The sequence below is a fragment of the Streptomyces sp. NPDC059256 genome, from assembly GCF_042753785.1.
In the GTDB taxonomy this organism is placed as follows: domain Bacteria; phylum Actinomycetota; class Actinomycetes; order Streptomycetales; family Streptomycetaceae; genus Streptomyces.
In genome coordinates, this window is record NZ_JBHYZO010000001.1 from 398,219 (window position 1) to 416,289 (window position 18,071).

General features: G+C 69.6%; 13 protein-coding genes and 1 tRNA gene. 4 read left to right on the forward strand and 10 right to left on the reverse strand.

Going from position 1 to position 18,071, the window contains the following annotated elements; all coding sequences use genetic code 11:
* Window positions 1-256 precede the first annotated feature (256 nt).
* The 7 genes from rho to ACFXJL_RS01730 form a co-directional block, all read right to left on the reverse strand.
* Window positions 257-2,293, reverse strand: coding sequence for a transcription termination factor Rho (gene rho / locus ACFXJL_RS01700; protein ID WP_384688362.1), 2,037 nt, complete (start codon window positions 2,291-2,293; stop codon window positions 257-259).
* Between the two features lie 393 nt (window positions 2,294-2,686).
* Window positions 2,687-3,643: a homoserine kinase gene (gene thrB, locus ACFXJL_RS01705; RefSeq protein ID WP_358876002.1), complete on the reverse strand. Its 957-nt coding sequence runs from the start codon at window positions 3,641-3,643 to the stop codon at window positions 2,687-2,689.
* A 492-nt stretch (window positions 3,644-4,135) separates the two neighbouring features.
* Window positions 4,136-5,218 carry a threonine synthase gene (gene thrC, locus ACFXJL_RS01710; RefSeq protein WP_329023367.1) on the reverse strand — a complete coding sequence of 361 codons (1,083 nt, stop codon included), beginning with the start codon at window positions 5,216-5,218 and terminating at the stop codon, window positions 4,136-4,138.
* 7 nt (window positions 5,219-5,225) lie between these two features.
* Entirely contained in the window at window positions 5,226-6,524 is a 1,299-nt protein-coding gene (locus ACFXJL_RS01715; protein ID WP_329027797.1) for a homoserine dehydrogenase, read from the reverse strand.
* A 101-nt stretch (window positions 6,525-6,625) separates the two neighbouring features.
* Entirely contained in the window at window positions 6,626-8,017 is a 1,392-nt protein-coding gene (lysA, locus tag ACFXJL_RS01720) for a diaminopimelate decarboxylase (protein ID WP_358876003.1), read from the reverse strand.
* Between the two features lie 10 nt (window positions 8,018-8,027).
* Entirely contained in the window at window positions 8,028-9,002 is a 975-nt protein-coding gene (nrtL, locus tag ACFXJL_RS01725; RefSeq protein ID WP_384688366.1) for an ArgS-related anticodon-binding protein NrtL, read from the reverse strand.
* 55 nt (window positions 9,003-9,057) lie between these two features.
* Window positions 9,058-9,540, reverse strand: coding sequence for a response regulator (locus tag ACFXJL_RS01730; protein ID WP_358876005.1), 483 nt, complete (start codon window positions 9,538-9,540; stop codon window positions 9,058-9,060).
* A gap of 194 nt (window positions 9,541-9,734) precedes the next feature.
* On the opposite strand from ACFXJL_RS01730, the gene ACFXJL_RS01735 reads away from it, so the two are divergent.
* A tRNA-Arg gene (locus ACFXJL_RS01735) sits at window positions 9,735-9,806 on the forward strand.
* Between the two features lie 180 nt (window positions 9,807-9,986).
* A complete protein-coding gene (locus tag ACFXJL_RS01740; protein WP_384689103.1) occupies window positions 9,987-10,343 on the forward strand; it encodes a DNA-binding protein in 357 nt (118 codons plus the stop codon).
* A 209-nt stretch (window positions 10,344-10,552) separates the two neighbouring features.
* On the opposite strand, the gene ACFXJL_RS01745 is transcribed toward ACFXJL_RS01740, so the two are convergent.
* Window positions 10,553-13,675: a tetratricopeptide repeat protein gene (locus tag ACFXJL_RS01745; protein ID WP_384688369.1), complete on the reverse strand. Its 3,123-nt coding sequence runs from the start codon at window positions 13,673-13,675 to the stop codon at window positions 10,553-10,555.
* Window positions 13,676-13,825: 150 nt separating this feature from the next.
* Here ACFXJL_RS01745 and ACFXJL_RS01750 point away from each other — a divergent pair, with 150 nt between their 5' ends.
* Window positions 13,826-13,960 carry a hypothetical protein gene (locus tag ACFXJL_RS01750; RefSeq protein WP_384640624.1) on the forward strand — a complete coding sequence of 45 codons (135 nt, stop codon included), beginning with the start codon at window positions 13,826-13,828 and terminating at the stop codon, window positions 13,958-13,960.
* 85 nt (window positions 13,961-14,045) lie between these two features.
* Here the strand turns inward: ACFXJL_RS01750 and ACFXJL_RS01755 are convergent, their stop codons facing one another.
* Entirely contained in the window at window positions 14,046-14,468 is a 423-nt protein-coding gene (locus ACFXJL_RS01755) for a 3'-5' exonuclease (protein WP_384688373.1), read from the reverse strand.
* Between the two features lie 283 nt (window positions 14,469-14,751).
* Between ACFXJL_RS01755 and ACFXJL_RS01760 the strand changes: the two genes are divergently transcribed.
* Window positions 14,752-15,423, forward strand: coding sequence for a hypothetical protein (locus ACFXJL_RS01760; protein ID WP_384640591.1), 672 nt, complete (start codon window positions 14,752-14,754; stop codon window positions 15,421-15,423).
* Between the two features lie 46 nt (window positions 15,424-15,469).
* On the opposite strand, the gene ACFXJL_RS01765 is transcribed toward ACFXJL_RS01760, so the two are convergent.
* Window positions 15,470-18,067 carry a DUF262 domain-containing protein gene (locus tag ACFXJL_RS01765; RefSeq protein WP_384688376.1) on the reverse strand — a complete coding sequence of 866 codons (2,598 nt, stop codon included), beginning with the start codon at window positions 18,065-18,067 and terminating at the stop codon, window positions 15,470-15,472.
* Window positions 18,068-18,071 lie beyond the last annotated feature (4 nt).

Consider the following 18,071-nt stretch of genomic DNA (forward strand, 5'->3'; position numbering starts at 1 on the left):
GCGCCCGCCGGTGAACACGAGGTGGTGGGGCGTCGAAGAATGTACGAAGCAGGTCTGGTTGTCGAGGCCCCCCGGCCTCTCCTGACACTGCGAACTCCCCCAGGAAATCCCCCCTGGAAACCCCCACCTGGGCTGATGATCGTATGTGTCGGGAGTATTGATTGACCAGCGCCGTACAGCTATCGCACAGAAATGAGACCGCCCCGTCACCTCAAGGGTGACGGGGCGGTCTCGCGGTGGTCGTGCTGACCGTACGTCAGTCGTTGTTGCCGGCCGACGGCGTGGTCTTCTGGATCTGGAGCAGGAACTCACCGTTCGACTTCGTCTGCTTCATCTTGTCCAGCAGCAGCTCGATCGCCTGCTGCTGGTCGAGGGCGTGCAGCACCCGGCGCAGCTTCCAGACAACGGCCAACTCATCGCTGCCGAGCAGGATCTCTTCCTTACGGGTGCTGGACGCGTCCACGTCCACCGCCGGGAAGATGCGCTTGTCGGAGAGCTTCCGGTCGAGCTTGAGCTCCATGTTGCCGGTGCCCTTGAACTCCTCGAAGATCACCTCGTCCATGCGCGAGCCGGTGTCGACCAGCGCAGTGGCCAGGATGGTCAGCGAGCCGCCGTCCTCGATGTTGCGCGCCGCACCGAAGAAGCGCTTCGGCGGGTAGAGCGCGGTGGAGTCGACACCACCGGACAGGATGCGTCCGGAGGCCGGGGCTGCGAGGTTGTACGCACGGCCCAGACGGGTGATCGAGTCCAGCAGGACGACCACGTCGTGGCCGAGTTCGACGAGACGCTTGGCGCGCTCGATGGCCAACTCGGCAACGGTGGTGTGGTCCTCGGCGGGACGGTCGAAGGTCGAGGAGATGACCTCACCCTTGACCGACCGCTGCATGTCGGTGACTTCTTCGGGGCGCTCGTCGACGAGCACGACCATCAGATGGCACTCGGGGCTGTTGACCGTGATCGCGTTGGCGATGGCCTGGAGGATCATGGTCTTACCGGTCTTCGGCGGGGCCACGATCAGTCCGCGCTGGCCCTTGCCGATCGGCGACACGAGGTCGATGATCCGCGTGGTCAGCACGCCCGGGTCGGTCTCCAGACGGAGCCGGTCCTGCGGGTAGAGCGGGGTCAGCTTGTTGAACTCCGGTCGGCCGCGGCCCGATTCGGGGGCCATGCCGTTGACGGAGTCGAGTCTGACGAGCGCGTTGAACTTCTCGCGGCGCTCGCCCTCCTTGGGCTGACGGACCGCGCCGGTGACGTGGTCGCCCTTGCGCAGGCCGTTCTTGCGGACCTGGGCGAGAGAGACGTACACGTCGTTGGGGCCCGGCAGATAACCGGACGTACGGATGAAGGCGTAGTTGTCGAGGATGTCCAGGATGCCCGCGACGGGGATCAGCACATCGTCATCGGCAACCTGCGGCTCGTTGGTCGCGAACTCCTCACGACCACGACGGCCACGACGGTCGCGGTAGCGACCCCGACGGCCACGGCGACCGCCGCCGTCCTCGTCGAAGTCGTCCTGCGGCGGCTGGCTGCTGGGGCCCTGGCGCTGCTGGCTCTGCTGCTGCTGGCGCTGGCCGCCCTGCTGCTGGTCGTCGCTCTTGCCGCGGCGGTCGCGCTGACGGTCACGGCGTTCGCCGCGCTCGCCACGCTCACTGCGATCACCGCGTTCGCCACGCTGACCGCGCTCGCGCCGGCCCTCGCCGTCCTGCGCGGACGCGCTGACCGCGGACTCCGCCTTGGCGTCGCCCTGCGGCTCGGCCTTGATGTCCTTCGCTTCGGCGGACGTCTCGGTACGCGAGTCGCTCTGGACATCGGGGCTGCCCGCCTGCGCGGTGGCACGCCGACGACGGCGCTCGGCGACCGGCTGGTCGTCGCTTGCCGGCTGACCCGGGATGTCGATCTGCTGCTGGGTGGCGGCCTTCTCGGCCGCGGGAGCTGCGTCGGCGGCAGGTGCTTCCGCCGTACGCGCCCTTGAGGTGGCGCGGCGCTTCGGCTTGGCCTCGGCCTCGTCGGCAGACTTCGAGGCGGGCGCTGTCGACGGCTTGGCCGTGGACGCTCCGCCGCCGGCCTGCGCCTCCTTGATGACCTCGATCAGCTGGCTCTTGCGCATGCGCGCAGTGCCCCTGATGCCGAGGCCGGACGCGACCTGCTGCAGCTCGGCCAGGACCATGCCCTCTAGGCCGGTGCCGGAACGGCGGCGCCGTGAGGTGGTGCCGGAGGCAGCACCTTCGGCGGGCGCGGAGGTGTCGACATTGTTGTCGGCGCTCACGCCCATCAGATCGGTGGTGTCGCTCACGAAGGGTCCTTCCCTGGAGCGGACGTCGGCCTTCTGGCTCGGCGACCGGTTGTGCTGTCCGGCGGTCCGGATGAACGGACCGTGCCGGGGCGGTGGTCCCCGCCGAATGTGGTGCGGCGGAGAGTCAGATACATGCAGGTCCGGCCCGAGATTCCCCCTGCTCGGCCCACTCCTGGCGGAACGGGAGGTGTCGTGCCGGTTCCGGAGCGTGCTCAAAACTGCTCAGGCAGGCTGCTCAGGCAGTTGGGGGAGGCTCCCGGAAGAATGCGCGGTCCCGAATGGGACACGAAGCTCCGAGCCGCAATGGCATCGGTTGCAGACTTGAGGTTAACACTACCGGCTCCAACAAACATTCCCCCTCTCCATCACCGGCAATCCCTTGTCACTGCGAGATCACTGCGAATGCGAGTCGTCACCGGACGAGGTCGCACCCGCCGGAGCGAGCGGCAGCACGCTCGCGCCCGAAGTGTCGATGGCGAGCCGGTTGGCGGCCCAGCCGCTACCCGCCAGTAGGGCGATTTTGTCGGCCGTGCCCTCATCGGCCAGCGCCAGCACCGTGGGGCCGGCACCGGAGATGACTGCGGGGACGCCGTCCGCGCGCAAACGGTTGACCAGATCGACGCTCTGCGGCATCGCCGGGGCGCGGTACTCCTGGTGGAGGCGGTCCTCCGTGGCGGGCAGCAACAACTCGGGACGCCTGGTCAGAGCCTCGACGAGCAAGGCGGAGCGGCCCGCGTTGGCCGCTGCGTCTACATGGGGGACGGTTCGCGGCAGCAGGCCCCGAGCCGTCTCGGTGAGCACTGGATTCTCGGGGACGAAGACCACGGGAACCACGGAATCGGCCGGGTCCATCCTGATGGCACGGGCCGCTCCCCCGTCCGTCCAGGCGAGGGTGAAGCCGCCGAGGAGACAGGCGGCGACATTGTCGGGGTGCCCCTCGATCTCGGTCGCCAGCTCAAGCAACGCGGTGTCGTCGAGCCTGGCGTCGCCGCCTATCGTCACCGCGCGAGCAGCGACGATCCCGGCGCAGATGGCCGCGGACGAGGATCCGAGACCGCGCCCGTGCGGAATGCGGTTGGCACAGACGACTTCCAGTCCGCGCGGCTGACCGCCGAGCAGCCCGAAGGCCGTACGGAGTGACCGTACGAGCAGATGACTCTCATCGCGGGGCAGCGTGGAAGCGCCCTCACCTGCGATGTCGATATGCAGACCGGAGTCCGCGACCCTGACGACGACATCGTCGTACAGCCCCAAAGACAGGCCGAGGGCATCAAAGCCCGGGCCGAGATTGGCGCTGGTGGCGGGTACGCGCACTCGGACGGCGGCGGCGCGGAACGCTGGACCGGCCATCGCTCGATGACACTCCTTGGTTCTGACTGCGTGATTTCGGGAGATTCACAACGATGCAACGACGAAACTACGAACAACCGGACACCCGAGGGCCGTAACGGCAACAACACCGCGGCACACGCGGCGGGGCGGGTTCAGTACAGCCTATCGAAGGAAGGTTCTGTGGCGACATAGGGCGCACAGGAGGCGCACGATGCGTGTCGCATGCCTGCTGTGCCTCTACGTTCGCCGATGCCCTGCTTTGCCGAACTTTCGCCGGGGTAGATCTTTCCTTCGGTCGGAAATACGCCCCAGCGGGCCGGCGCGTTCACCGGTTCGGCAACCTCGGGAAAAGGGCCCGGAATCCGATTTCTCAAAAGCCGGGCACTTCGCATTCCGGCGCGGCGCCCAAGCACCGCGCCATCCGGTCCCGACGGAGGTCGTCCGACGGTGACCGCTTCGCGCCCTTCGGGGAGGCCCTCCCGGAGAAGGGCCCACCCACACGATCTGGGCTCAGACGAGTCCGAGCCGCTCTGCCGCAGTCACCGCGTCGACGGGGACCGTCACGGGCTGCGGCGCACCTGCCACCGCCCAGTCCGGGTCCTTGAGTCCGTTTCCGGTGACCGTGCAGACGATCCGCTGGCCGGGGTCGACCTTGCCCGCCTCTGCCGCCTTCAGCAGACCGGCCACGGAAGCCGCCGATGCCGGCTCGACGAAGACGCCCTCCTGCGAGGCCAACAGCCGGTAGGCGCGCAGGATTTCACGGTCCGTCACTTCGTCGATGAAGCCACCCGACTCATCACGGGCCGCGATCGCCTGCTGCCAGGAAGCGGGGTTGCCGATGCGGATCGCGGTGGCGATGGTCGAGGGGTCCTTGACGATCTCACCACGGACGATCGGCGCCGAGCCGGACGCCTGGAAGCCCCACATCCGCGGGGTCCGGGTGGACAGGCCGTCCGCCGCGTACTCCTTGTACCCCCTCCAGTACGCCGTGATGTTTCCGGCGTTGCCGACGGGCAGTACATGGATGTCGGGTGCGTCCCCGAGGGCGTCGACGATTTCGAACGACGCGGTCTTCTGACCCTCGATCCGGTAAGGATTCACCGAATTCACCAGGGCGACCGGATAGTTCTCGGACAGACTTCTGGCCAGATTCAGACAGTCGTCGAAGTTGCCGTCGACCTGGAGGATCTTCGAGCCGTAGACGAGGGCCTGACCCATCTTCCCCAGCGCGATCTTGCCCTGCGGCACCAGCACCGCGCAGACCATCCCCGCCCGTACCGCGTAGGCCGCGGCGGACGCGGAGGTGTTGCCCGTGGAGGCGCAGATGACGGCCTGGGCGCCCTCTTCCTTGGCCCGGGTGATCGCCATGGTCATCCCGCGGTCCTTGAACGACCCCGTGGGGTTGGCGCCCTCGACCTTGAGGTGGACCTCGCAGCCGGTGCGCTCGGAGAGGACCTGAGCCGGAACGAGCGGCGTACCGCCCTCGCGGAGCGTGACGACGGGCGTCGTGTCCGTGACCGGAAGCCGGTCCCGGTACTCCTCGATGATGCCGCGCCACTGATGAGTTCCCCGCCGGGGGCTGTTGGTCGTCATGGGTCCCTTACTCCCCTTCAACACGCATGATGCTGGCGACACCGCGAACGGTGTCGAGCCTCCGCAACGCTTCGACCGTCCCCGAGAGGGCGGCGTCCAGCGCACGGTGGGTGACGACGACCAGCGAAGCCTCGCCGCCGCCGTCCGGACGTCCTTGCTGACGAACGGTGTCGATCGACACCCCGTGCTCGGCGAAGACCGTGGCCACCTGGGCGAGCACACCCGGCTTGTCGGCGACGTCGAGACTGATGTGGTACCGCGTGACCACATCGCCCATGGGACTCACGGGCAACTGGGTGTACGCGGACTCCCCCGGACCCGTGGCGCCGGCGAGCTTGTTGCGACAGACGGCCACCAGGTCGCCGAGGACGGCGGACGCGGTCGGCGCACCGCCGGCTCCCGGACCGTAGAACATCAACTGCCCGGCGGCCTCCGCCTCGACGAAGACGGCGTTGTACGCCTCGCGGACGGAGGCGAGCGGATGGCTGAGCGGAATCATCGCCGGGTGCACACGGGCCGTGACGGACCGGCCGTCGGCGGCGCGCTCACAGATCGCGAGCAGCTTCACGGTGCAGCCCATCCGCCGTGCGGAGGCCATGTCCGCCGCGGTGACCTCGGTGAGGCCCTCGCGGTACACGTCGTCGAGGCGCACCCGGGTGTGGAAGGCGATCCCGGCGAGGATCGCGGCCTTCGCCGCGGCGTCGAAGCCCTCGACGTCGGCGGTGGGATCGGCTTCGGCGTAGCCGAGCGCCGTGGCCTCGTCGAGCGCCTCCGAGTAGCCGGCGCCGGAGTTGTCCATCTTGTCGAGGATGAAGTTGGTGGTGCCGTTGACGATGCCGAGGACCCGGTTGACCGTGTCGCCCGCGAGCGATTCGCGCAGCGGTCGGATCAGCGGGATGGCGCCGGCGACGGCGGCCTCGAAGTAGAGGTCACGGCCGTGCTGCTCGGCGGCGGCGTACAGCGTGGCGCCGTCCTCCGCGAGGAGGGCCTTGTTCGCGGAGACCACCGATGCGCCGTGTTCAAAGGCGGTGGTGATCAGGGTGCGGGCGGGCTCGATGCCGCCGATGACCTCGATGACGACGTCGATGTCGCCCCGTTTGACCAGGGCTGTGGCGTCAGTGGTGATGAGTGCGGGGTCGATGCCCTCGCGCACCCGGTCCGGGCGGCGGACGGCCACGCCCGCGAGTTCCACCGGGGCACCCACCCTGGCCGCGAGGTCGTCGGCGTGCGTCGTCATGATGCGCGCCACCTCTGAGCCGACCACTCCACAGCCCAGCAGCGCCACCTTCAGCGGACGCGTACGCATCATCCGACCTCGCTTCTCAATCACTTCTCAGGGTTGGACCAGTCTCACTCACCGGACGGTGATTTCTATCCCCCGTCCGGTATGCGAGACATCTATCTCACTCAACCGACGTCCAGACGCAGGAGATCTTCCTCCGTCTCACGCCGGACGATCACTCGTGCCGCACCGTCGTTGACCGCCACGACCGGGGGCCTGAGGGCATGGTTGTAGTTGCTCGCCATCGACCGGCAGTAGGCACCGGTCGCGGGTACGGCGAGCAGGTCCCCGGGGGCGACATCGGCGGGCAGGAACGCGTCCTTGACCACGATGTCCCCGCTCTCGCAGTGCTTTCCGACGACGCGCGAGAGCATCGGTGCGGCATCGGACGTGCGAGAGACCAGGGCCACGCTGTACTCGGCGTCGTACAGCGCGGTACGGATATTGTCCGACATCCCGCCGTCCACGCTGACATAGGTCCGCAAGCCCTCCAGCGGCTTGATCGTCCCCACCTCGTACAGCGTGAACGCGGTCGGACCGACGATGGCCCGCCCCGGCTCCACGGAGATGCGGGGGGTGCGCAGCCCTGCGGCCTCACACTCCCTGGTGACGATCTCGTGCAGCGCCTTCGCGATGTGGTGCGGCTCGCGGGGGTCGTCGGCGGGCGTGTACGCGATTCCGAGGCCACCGCCGAGGTCGATCTCGGGCAGTTCGACTCCGTGCTCATCGCGGACCTGGCGCAGCAGACCGACGACCCGGTGCGCCGCCACCTCGAAGCCGGAGGTGTCGAAGATCTGTGAGCCGATGTGGGAGTGGATGCCGATCAGTTCGAGGGCGTCCAGGGTGAGGACCCTGCGAACGGCTTCGGCGGCCTGGCCCCCGGCCAGCGGAATGCCGAACTTCTGGTCTTCGTGCGCGGTGGCGATGAACTCGTGGGTGTGTGCTTCCACCCCGACGGTGACCCGGATCTGCACCCGCTGACGCACGCCGAGACCGCCGGCGATGTGGGCGACGCGCACGATCTCCTGGAAGGAGTCGAGGACGATCCGCCCCACTCCGGCCCGGATGGCGCGCTCGATCTCCTCGGGCGACTTGTTGTTTCCGTGGTAGGCGATGCGGTCGGCGGGCATTCCCGCATCGAGGGCGGTGTTCAACTCGCCGCCGGAACACACGTCGAGGTTGAGCCCCTCCTCATGCAGCCAGCGCACCACGGCCCGGCTCAGGAACGCCTTGCCGGCGTAGAAGACGTCGGCGCTCTCCCCGAAGGCATCGGCCCACGCACGGCAGCGGGCCCGGAAGTCCGTCTCGTCGAGGATGTAGGCGGGGGTGCCGAACTCCTCGGCCAGCTTGGTGACTTCGATGCCGCCGACGGTGACCACACCGTCCGCTTCCCGTCGGACGGTACGGGCCCAGACCTTCTCGTCGAGGGCGTTCAGGTCCGCCGGGGGCGCGGAGTAGTGCCCCTCGGGGAGCACATCGGCGTGACGGGGCCCGGCGGGGTGTGCGGAACGGCTCATGGTGTCTCTCTCACAGATGTACGGGTGCGCTGATGCCGAGCAGGGACAGGCCACCGGCCAGCACCGTCCCGGCGGCTTCGGCGAGAGCGAGCCGGGAGCGGTGGGCGGCCATGGGTTTCTCGTCACCGAGGGGGAGTACGCAGTGCTGGAAGTCGAGCAGGGCATCGGCGGTCGCCTCAAGGTGCCGGGCGAGCCGATCGGGCGCGCCCCGTCGGGCGGCGGAGGCCAGGACGGCGGGGTGGTCCTCGACGAGTGGGGCGAGCGGTGTGTCCACCTGCTCATCGGGCACACCGACGAAACCCAACGCGGCGGCGTTGCGGGTGAGGGCACGGGCGCGGGAGTGTGCGTAACGGACCTGGAAGAGGGGGTTGTCCTCGCGCTGGGGCAGGAAGTGCGCCGGAGGCCGGGGGTGGTCATGGGCCGCGACCGAGAGCATGGCCCAGCGGGTCTCGTCGTCGTACGGCACATCCGGTCCCGGGGCGTCGGGGGAACCCGTCTCTGCGACGAACTCCTCCCCGAACCCTTGGGTCGCCCGCAGCCGCTGAACGCTCTGGGCCCAGAGCCGGGTCCGAAGGTCGCCCTCCCCCTGGACGCGGGGGACATCGAGCAGGGGCCGTGGGTCCCGTTGGTCGTCCTGCCCGTCCCGGTGTCCGTAGCTCAGTCCCTGCTCCAGCACCCGTCGCACCAGGGCCTGCTGCGCACCCGCCCGCAGGGTGATGTTGAGGAAGCCCGGACCGGTGATCTCGACGGAGGCGATCCGGGAGTCGTCGACGATCCGCGCCCGCAGGGTCTCGGCGACGGCACGAGGCGGTTGTCCGGCGGGGCCTGCGAGCCGGAGTGCGACGTTGGTGGCGTAGTCCCCGCGCCCACCTGGGCGGGGCCGCTCCACACTGACCCGCTCGGGAACGGGTGCACTCAGCACACCGTCCTGCACCGCGCGGTGCACAGCGTGCAGCACGGTTCGCGAGAGATCAGCGGGGGTCACAGGACAAGCGTAGGGGAGGAAGGGGGGCGCTTAGCGAACGCGTTTCGCCATGCGGTCAGCCACAGGCACTCCCCGCGTGCCCGGCCCCGCGTCGCCCGTCAACGGCCGGCGGTGGGTCCCGCCGCATCAACTGGGCCACGAGACGGATCAACTCGGTGGGCTCGAAGGGCTTGGCGAGGAAGGCGTCGACACCGGCGGCGATACCGCTCTCGACCTCGTACTGGGTGCATGCGCTGATGATCGCCACCGGCAGATGACTGGTCGCAGCATCGGCCCGCAGCCGAGCGGCGGTGCGCAGCCCGTCGAGCCTCGGCATGACGACGTCGAGCGTGACGACATCGGGGCGCACCTGTTGGACGACTTCCAGGCACTCGGCACCATCGGCCGCGGTCACGACCTCGAAGCCCTCCAGCTCAAGGTTGACCCTGATCAACTGCCGGATGACCCGGTTGTCGTCGACAACGAGCACACGGCCGGACGCGCCTGACACAACTTGAGGGTAGGTCGCCGGCCAGGCTCCCGTCCGGCTTTTCCCCACTTCCGCCCCGTGCGGGCGACGCCGCCACACCCACACGGAAGCCCGCCCGCATGAGTTCGTCCGAGGTGGAAGGGGGTGCGGGACGGCTGCGAGGGACGCGTGGGACGACGGAAATACCTGTTCATGGGGAGCCCATGGAAGCTGGTAGTGTTCTACCCGTCACCGCCGAACGGCACTGCCGGGCGGGGTGGTACGCCCCCGTAGCTCAGGGGATAGAGCAACGGCCTCCGGAGCCGTGTGCGCAGGTTCGAATCCTGCCGGGGGCACTCCAGCCAGACAGTGTGTAAGTGTCGCTGACCAGCTGAAGCGCCAAGCATGAAGGCCCGGACTCAGTCCCACTGAGTCCGGGCCTTTGTCGTTGTTGCGCACCGCTCGCGGTGGACCTGCGGTAGAGCCTGCTACGCCTCTGAGGCGCTCCCCGGGCCGACTGACTCCCCGGCCAGTCGATTTCCTGCTCGATCTTCGACCGGACAATCACGACCTGGCTCGCCCTGGCCGGGACCGACGACCTCCGCGTGATCACTTCCGCGGCCACCCTGGTGGAGGTCGTCCACCCCCGGATCAACCGCCCCGCCCTGGAGTGGACCCTCTCCCGCATCGTGGTGGAACCGGTCACCGAGGCCATCGCCCGCCACGCGGCGGCGCTCCTCACGGACGCCGGTCTCCACGGCCACACGTACGCGATCGACGCCATGCTCTGCGCCACGGCCCTCGCCGCACCCGGGCCGGCCACCATCCTGGCCTCAGCCCCCGACGACCTCACCGACCTCTGCGGCGGACGCGCGACCGTCATCACGATCTGACGACACCACTGGGGTGAAAGAGGTGGGAAAGGCTTACTTCTCATCTGCAGTGGCGATCACGTGTGACGACGCCGTAGCTCTGGACCCCCCGTTGCCGAACCCTGCCGGGGCACTTCCGAAAAGACTCCCCGACCCGTCCTTCCACAGGTCGAGGAATTGTGCGTACCCGTCACAACTGACGCGCGGTCGGGCGACTTTGCCCGACCCGCTCAGTCGACGCTGCCCCGCCTCCTGTGGATGGCGTGGAAGAGGTTTTGGTAGGCGATGTCTGCGCCTGCCGGGTCGTTCGTTCCACGGAAGAGGTCGAGGGCCTTCTGGCAAACGTCGATGGCCTCGTCGAACCTGCTCAGGTGGATCAGGGCGGTTCCGGTGTTCGCGTACCCGAGGGCCGCGCCGTGCAGGTCTCCGACCGCCTCGAAGATCTCCACGGCTTGGCGGCTGGCGGTGACTGCTTCCTCGTACCGCCCCATGCCGATCAGTGCGCCGGCAAGGTTGGCCGACGCCCTCGCTTCGCCCGGGCGCTCAGCGATCTCCCGGTAGATGGCGGTGGCCGCCAGGTGGGCGGCCACCGCTTCCTCGAACTGGCCCAGCTCCCTGCGGGCCAGGCCGATGTTGTTGAGGGCGTCGGCCTCCGACAGCCGGTCCGACGTCCGGCGATAGATCTCGGCGGCCTTTTCGTGGTCCTCGATGGCTTCCTCGAACTGGCCCACTCTTCGGCGCGCGCAGCCCAGGTTGTTCAGGGCGATGCCCTCGCTGTGGGAGCCGGTCCCCCGGAGGAGTTCCACGGCGCGGAGGTGGTTGTTCAGGGCTTCCCCGGGGCGTCCGAGCTGGACCAGGCCCATCCCCGCGTTGGTCAGCGCGAGGCCCTCACCGTGGGGGTCGCGCGCGTCGCGGAAGGCTCTGGCGGCCTGCCCATGGGCTTCGACGGCCTCGTCCAGCCGTCGGGCGTCGAGCAGCCCCAGACCGAGGTTGCTCCGAGCGAGTGCCTCGCCGTGCCGGTCACCGATCCCGTGCAGGAGTTCGGCGGCCCGGCTGTGGGCCGAGATCGCCTCCTCGATGCGCCGCACCGCCCTCAGCGTGTTCCCGAGGTTGGTCAGGGAGATCGCCTCACCGTGGCGGTCGGCGATCTGCCGGGAGAGGTCGACCGCGCTGACGAAGGCTTGGACGGCGCGCTCGAAGTCTCTGACACCGGCCAGGGCCTCGCCGAAGTGCAGCCAGCTGTCCCGCTGTTCCTCAAGGTCAGCGGTGGACCCCCGGAGCTCCGTCACCTGGTGGAGCAGTGCGAGCGCTTCATGGAATCGCCGTTGGTCGTTCAGCACGCCGACGAGGTTGGCGAGTGCGTCGGCCCGCTTGCGCTGATCACCCAGCTCGCCGAAGGTCTCCGCCGCGTGGGTGTAAGCGTGAATCGCCTCGTCGAACTGGCGTTTCTTGGCGTACACGTTGCCCAGACCAAGGAGCGACCCCGCCACGCCCTTGCGGTTGCCCGCTCCGCGGCGCAGTGCCAGGACACGGGTGTGGACGACGGCGGCATCGTCGAACCGCCGTGCTGCAGCGAGGGCCACTGCGAAGTTGTTCATGGCATCGGCCATACCGTCGGGTGAGTCGGACCTGCGGAGGAGATCGAACGCAATCGCGCTGACGTTGACCCAGTCGTCAACATGGCGGCGGCGGTCGAAGTACCGGCTGAGTGCGAAGGCGAGGTGGACGCTGATATCGGGGCGGCCCAGGGCGGCAGCACGGTAAACCACCGCGACGAGATTGGGGTGTTCGGCGTCCAGCCAGGCCAGCGCCTCTTCGAGCCCGGTGAAGCGGTGTTCTTGGTCCTCGTGGCCGGGCCCCAAGTGGGCGTCGGCGGCTTCGGTGGCCGCGCGGTAGTGCTCCAGGAGACGGTCGAGGGCTTCTTTGCGGCCGTCTGCCCGGGCCTGGGCCTGGCCGTGGTCGACGGCGAACAGCCGGACCAGGTCGTGCATCGACCAGCGGTCACCGCTCGGCTGCTGCACGAGGTGGGCCCGGGCGAGGCCCGCCAGCAGGCGCCGGGTGCCGGGGAGCCCCAGCAGGACAGTGGCCGCGGCGGTGGAGATGTCCGTGCCCGGGGCTGCGGCCACCAGACGGAAGACCTGCGCCTGCGGGCCGGTCAGATGCCGGTACGACAACTCGAAGCAGGCTCGGACCGCCAGCGGACGGCCCTGTTCATCGACTCCTTCGTACGCGAGGACGTCCAGGTCGTCGGCGAGCCCGGCCAGGTCGTCGCACAGGCCCGCCAGGGCCCGGTGCGGCTCGTCCCGCAGCAGGGCGGCGACGACCCGCAGGGCAAGCGGCAGATACCCGCACAGCCCGGCCAGACGGCGTGCATCGGCGTGCTGGCCCGCGATCCGCTCGTCGCCCCTGCCACCGACCCGCAGCGCCCTCCCGAGCAGTGCGACGGCCTCGTCGGTGGTGAGGGGAGCGAGGCCGACGCGGTGGGCCGGCAGATCGGACAGGGTCTGCCGGGACGTGATCAGCACCCGGTGCGGGGACGGCGGCGCCAGCGCGACTATCTGCTCCGCCGTGCGGACGTTGTCCAGCACCGCCAGCAACGGCCTGCCACGCTCGGCGAGTTCGTCCAGCGCCAGCAGCCAGGCGTCCCGTTTCCCCTCCGCGGTGGCAGGCACCTTCCGGCCCAGCGCGCGCAGGAAACGGTCGGTGACGGCTGCGGCGTCCAGTGCGGATTCCGGACTGAAGCCGCGCAGGTCGGCGAAGAGGATCCCGCCGGGGAACCAGCCCCGTTTCCGGGCCTGGTGGGCCGCCTGGAGCGCGAGCGCGGTCTTGCCGACTCCGCCCATACCCGACACCACCACGGTCCCGCTGTCCCCGCTGTGCCCGTTGCTTGGATCGAGCCAGTCCAGCACCTCCCGCACCGCCGCCTCCCGGCCGGTGAACTCGGACGGCGGCGCGGGCAGCGTCACCGGCCCCGCCGGCGGTGCGGGAGGCGCGGCGGTACGCGGCCTCCCGCCACGGGCCCGGCTCCGCTCGGCCTGAGCCTTCGACAGCGCCAGCGACCACCACCCCTGCGACCGGGGCGCGTACCCGCTCCCCTCCGCGACCGCCCGTTCCTGGAGGAAGAGCGCCACCAGCAGGAAGAACTCGGTCGTCCTCGGACCGGGCACCGCCGTGCCGGTCAACCATGAGCTGATCGAGGTGTCCGAGGCCGGGGCGACCGGCGGCCTGCGGTCACCGGCCAGGGCCACCAGCCGCGCCAGTTTCGGCGAGCCCGCCGCCTCGTACACCGCCCTCAGCTCGGCCCAGAACCGCTCCGCATCTGCTCCCACCCCGTGTGCCCACCCCTCCCGCATCGCGACAGGGTTCCCCCCGGAAATGCCGCTGTTCGCAGGCTGACCAGGCTAATTGCTCCCCTCCCCCACCGGGCCGGATCGCCGGAAACCCCCCGGGGGCCGCTCCATGGGGTCACCGAGCAACCGAACCTCTACCAGGGGGAGAACACCATGGCCCGCACCAAACCCGGCACCGACCGTGGACGCCGCGCGAAGACCCTCACCGTCACCGTTGTCGGCAGCATCGTCGGCGGAGCTGTCAGCGGCGCCGTACGCGCCCTCGCCACCTGGCTCCTCGATCGGTAGGCGACACCCGGAACACCTCCGCGTCTCCGGGTGAACCGCTCAACGACCCACCGACCGAACCCGGTCGGTGGGGGCGGCGCCGGACTCAACCCGGTGGGACGAGCGGTGCGAGGAAGCGGCTCGGTTCGCCGTGCCAGGTGATGGCGAGCGCGTCGCGGGCGCGGGTCGCCGCGACGAAGAGCAAAGAGCGTGCCCGGTGGAGTTCGCGCTGGTGGCGGCTGGGGTCGGTGTGTTCCCAAGCGTCCACGGAGGCCCGCGGTACGAGTCCCTCGGCCGCTCCGGCGATGATCAGGCAGCGGTACTCAAGCCCTTTGAAGCGGTACATGGTGCCGATGTGAACGCCCTGATCACCCCGTGGTCCGTCCTGTGTGATCTCCATGGGAGTGATGCCGCTGCGCGCGAGACGGTCGGCGAGCCGGCTGACCATGTCATTGGTCGGGACGCAGATCGCCGTCGCCTCCCGAGGCACGTCGTGCCAGGCCCGCAACTGCTCCACCACGAGATCCATCTCCTCGTCCCAGCTCCGTGCGCCGCGGAACGCAGGCTCCGGGCCGTGGAGGACCCGACCGGTAGCCGGCGAGCGTGTCGACGTCGGACGGACATGCCCTCCTCGCACGAACCGTCGGTCCATTCGCCGACCGGAGCATCGCCGGTGGACGTCCTCCGTCCCATCCCGGCGGTCGTACACGGGTGGCAGTGGGCCGAGCGACCGATTCCCTGCGGTGCCTCACACCCCGCCTGTACTGTCGTCGACCATCCCGGCTCCCCGTACCTTCCGCGAAAGGTGCCGCATGACCAAGCCCACCACCGTGAACCTGACGAAAGCCGCGCCCACCGTCTCCTTGGACAAGCACGGCGTGACCTCGGGGCTGATCAAGGTCAACCTCAACTGGACCTCGCCGCAGGCCGCTGCGCAGCGGGCGGCCGGCGAGGCGCGGGGATTGTTCGGCCGGATACGGGCGTCACTGCGGTCGGCCGCAGCGAGGACGGTGGATCTCGACCTCGGCTGCATGATCCGCTGCACCGACGGTTCCAAGACCGTGGTGCAGGCCCTGGGCAACGCGTTCGGTGCGGTGGACCGCTTCCCCTACGTCGCCCTGGACGCGGACGACCGGACCGGGGCCCTCGCCACGGGAGAGAACCTGGTCATCAACCTGGACCACCAGGCCGAGTTCCAGAAGCTCCTGCTCTTCGTCTACATCTACGAAGGATCCGGCGACTTCCGCGGCCTCGACGCCGTGGTGACCCTGACCTCCGACCGCGGCGACCGCTTCCGGGTGGTGCTGGACGAGTGCCCGCCGCAGGCGCACGCCTGCGCCATCGCCCTCATCAAGCGCCAAAAGGGCGAACTCGTCATCGGACGCGAGGTGCGCTGGTTCACCCCGCAGGACGGCCCCGGAGTCCAGGACGTGATCTCCCGCGCGTACCGGCTCGGCATGAAGTGGACCCCCGGCCGGAAGTAGCGCTCTCGACGGACGACGGCTGGGGGTGGCGGCGGGCGGCCCGTGGTCAGCTGGTGAAGCGGGGTGGTGTACCGGGTTCGTTGTCGATCGGGCGGCGGGCCTCGGCCAGGGCGACCGTGTGGATGAACCACTCCAGGACCGAGCGGATGGCCTCGCTCTGGGTCGCGAACACCTCCAGGGGGAACGACGGGCGCAGGTCCAGCTTCGCCTCGGCGAGGTCGATGCCCTGGACCGCGTTCATCCGCGCCATCAGTTCCCGGCGCAGCGGCTCGTCGTCGAACGGCGGGCGACGCTTGAGGTATTGGAAGACGACCTCGACGGTGCCCGAGACCGGGTAGATGCCGAGCGGCCACAACGTGCGTGTGCCGCCCGCGGGGCCCACGTCCACCATGGGGAAGCAACTCGTCTCACTCGCCGCGCCGTACGCGCGCCGGCCGCCCTGTTCCTCCCAGAAGCGGAGCGCGCTCAGCACGCCTGCCACCGTCTCGGGCCGCTGGTTGGCGCTGAGCTGGTCCTCGAACCGCTCTGCGGGGCGATGCCGGCCCTCCTCGGTGGAGTTCCCGGCGGGCGCGGGTTCGTCCTCGGTCTCCCGGCCGAGCAGGGTCCTCAGGTCGCCCGCGGTGAGCCGGTGGGAGCGGTGGGCCCGGCTCGCCTGGTCGAAGGGGATGCCCTCGGCCTCCAGCAGGGTGCGGGGGTCGTCCGTCCGCTGCTCGTCGGACCAGCGGAAGCCGTCCGAGATCCGGCCGTCGGACGTCAGGACCCGGTGTGCTCCGTGCAGTCCGGGGTGGGCGGCGATGTGCTGACCCACGGGGTTGGCATGGGTGCCGATCAGCGCCGCGAGATCGCCGTAGGCCGTCCAGGTGCCCGCGGGCATTGCCAGCAAGGCAGCCCGTAGCTCCTGCCAGCCCGCCCATTCGTCGGCACGGACCAGGCCCTCGATGGGACCGGGCCACAGGCGCACGGCGCGTTCGGCCAGTTCGTCGGCGCGGGCCAGGATCTCGGCCCTCCCCCAGCGGTCCTGTGCGGCGATGTGCTGGTTCATCCGCAAGGCACTGGAGTCGAGGATTTCCTGCTTGCGGTGGAAGGGATGGTTGGAGAGCCGAGCGTTGTCACCGGAGAGGGTGAGATTGCCCAGGGTGTGGACGAGCCGTTCGTGGAGTTCGCCGGGGCTCTCGCCGTCCTCGGTCTCCTCCGCCAACAGATCGAACCACTGCTGTGCCGGGGTCTGCGGCAGCACGTGTTCGACGGTGAGCCGTGCCTTGGCGTAGTCGACGGGTTCGCTGGCGTCGTGGCTCTCCTCGAGCCGCCGCAGCACCTGGAAGCGCTGGCCGCCGCGCCCCGTCTTGTAGAAGGGCCGGGTACGGACCGCCTCGCGGACCGCGGCGTCCCCCGGCCAGGTGCGGGCCCCCGTCTTGTTCCTCGACAGGAACCTGCGCACGGCCTCAGCGGGCGACGTGTCCTTGTCCACTTCCCGCGGGAGCTCCATGAAGACCCGGTTGTTGCCGGTGGTGGACAGACCCGCGAGCAGTCGCCGCACCAGATAGCTCTCGGCGTAGCGCAGCGCCTCGGCCGCCTCGGGTGCCGTGGTCCGGCCGCTGTCGACGAGGTCGAGCAGCCACAGCGCCAGCGGATAGTGGATCTGGCCGCCCCAGCGGGCCAGGCGCTCCAGCACCTCGCGCAACTCCGGGTCGTTCTCCCGTTCGGGCTCCCGGATCCGCATCAACCGACCCGCCCGGTCCGCGAGGGTGGTGATCGCGGCCTCAAGGGCGGCCTCGTCCCGGGTCAGCGGCTCCAGTCGCCTCTTCTGGTCCCGGTAGACGTCGCTCTGCTTCGCCCTGCTGTCGCCCGCGACCACCAGGTCGAGCCAGACGAGGAGTTCGAGATTGGCGGGCCCGAGGAGTTTCTGCATGGGCAGCCAGAGGTCCCGGTACACCGACTCGCCGCGGGTCGGCAGATACATGAACAGGTAGTTGCGCAGCAGATCGCTCTGGCTCAGGCCCACGCCGGTGTTGTTGATGGACTCGAAGATGCGGTAGACGTTGTCGCCCTCCGATGCGGTGATGGAGACGATGGAGAGGCAGTTGATGAGAACCGTGCCCACTTCGTCGGTCCACGCCTGTCCACGGCTCTCCTCCCCCGCGGCCAGGGCGCCGAGGAAGTACCGGTAGGCGGTACCGATGTTGCCCGCTCCGCCGGCCTGCGGGCGGGCGTGGACGCAGGCCGTGTAGGCGGCCCGGTCCGCCTGCGTCGGTAGCAGCCGGTAGTGGTCGTTCCCGTCCTGATAGCTGTTGACCAGGAGGAGGTTGTGGATGCGGTCGGCCTTCTTGGCCTCGTCCCGACCGCGGTAGTGGTCACGCAGAGCGGTGCAGGCGAGCATCAGGGTGGTGAGCCGCTGCTGGCCGTCGACCACGAGCCACCGCTGTATCCCCCCGGCCACGACACCGTCCGGGGCGAGCACGACGGAACCGAGGAAGTGCGCACTCGGCTTCCTGCCCTCCAGGCGGTCGTCCACGAGCTCGCCCACGTCGTCCCAGAGCTGTTGCAGCTGTTCCTGCTCCCAGCTGTAGGTGCGCTGGTAGAGCGGTACCTGGAACTGCTTCTCGCCTTCGACGAGTTTGCTGAACGTGACCTCATGAGCCTGCACGCAC

Excerpts from the sequence above, each read along its gene's own strand:
- thrB (WP_358876002.1), bottom strand. The coding sequence starts at position 3,643 with ATGGCCGGTCCAGCGTTCCGCGCCGCCGCCGTCCGAGTGCGCGTACCC.
- thrC (WP_329023367.1), bottom strand. The coding sequence starts at position 5,218 with ATGACGACCAACAGCCCCCGGCGGGGAACTCATCAGTGGCGCGGCATC.
- ACFXJL_RS01715 (WP_329027797.1), bottom strand. The coding sequence starts at position 6,524 with ATGCGTACGCGTCCGCTGAAGGTGGCGCTGCTGGGCTGTGGAGTGGTC.
- lysA (WP_358876003.1), bottom strand. The coding sequence starts at position 8,017 with ATGAGCCGTTCCGCACACCCCGCCGGGCCCCGTCACGCCGATGTGCTC.
- ACFXJL_RS01745 (WP_384688369.1), bottom strand. The coding sequence starts at position 13,675 with ATGCGGGAGGGGTGGGCACACGGGGTGGGAGCAGATGCGGAGCGGTTC.
- ACFXJL_RS01750 (WP_384640624.1), top strand. The coding sequence starts at position 13,826 with ATGGCCCGCACCAAACCCGGCACCGACCGTGGACGCCGCGCGAAGACC.
- ACFXJL_RS01755 (WP_384688373.1), bottom strand. The coding sequence starts at position 14,468 with ATGGATCTCGTGGTGGAGCAGTTGCGGGCCTGGCACGACGTGCCTCGG.
- ACFXJL_RS01760 (WP_384640591.1), top strand. The coding sequence starts at position 14,752 with ATGACCAAGCCCACCACCGTGAACCTGACGAAAGCCGCGCCCACCGTC.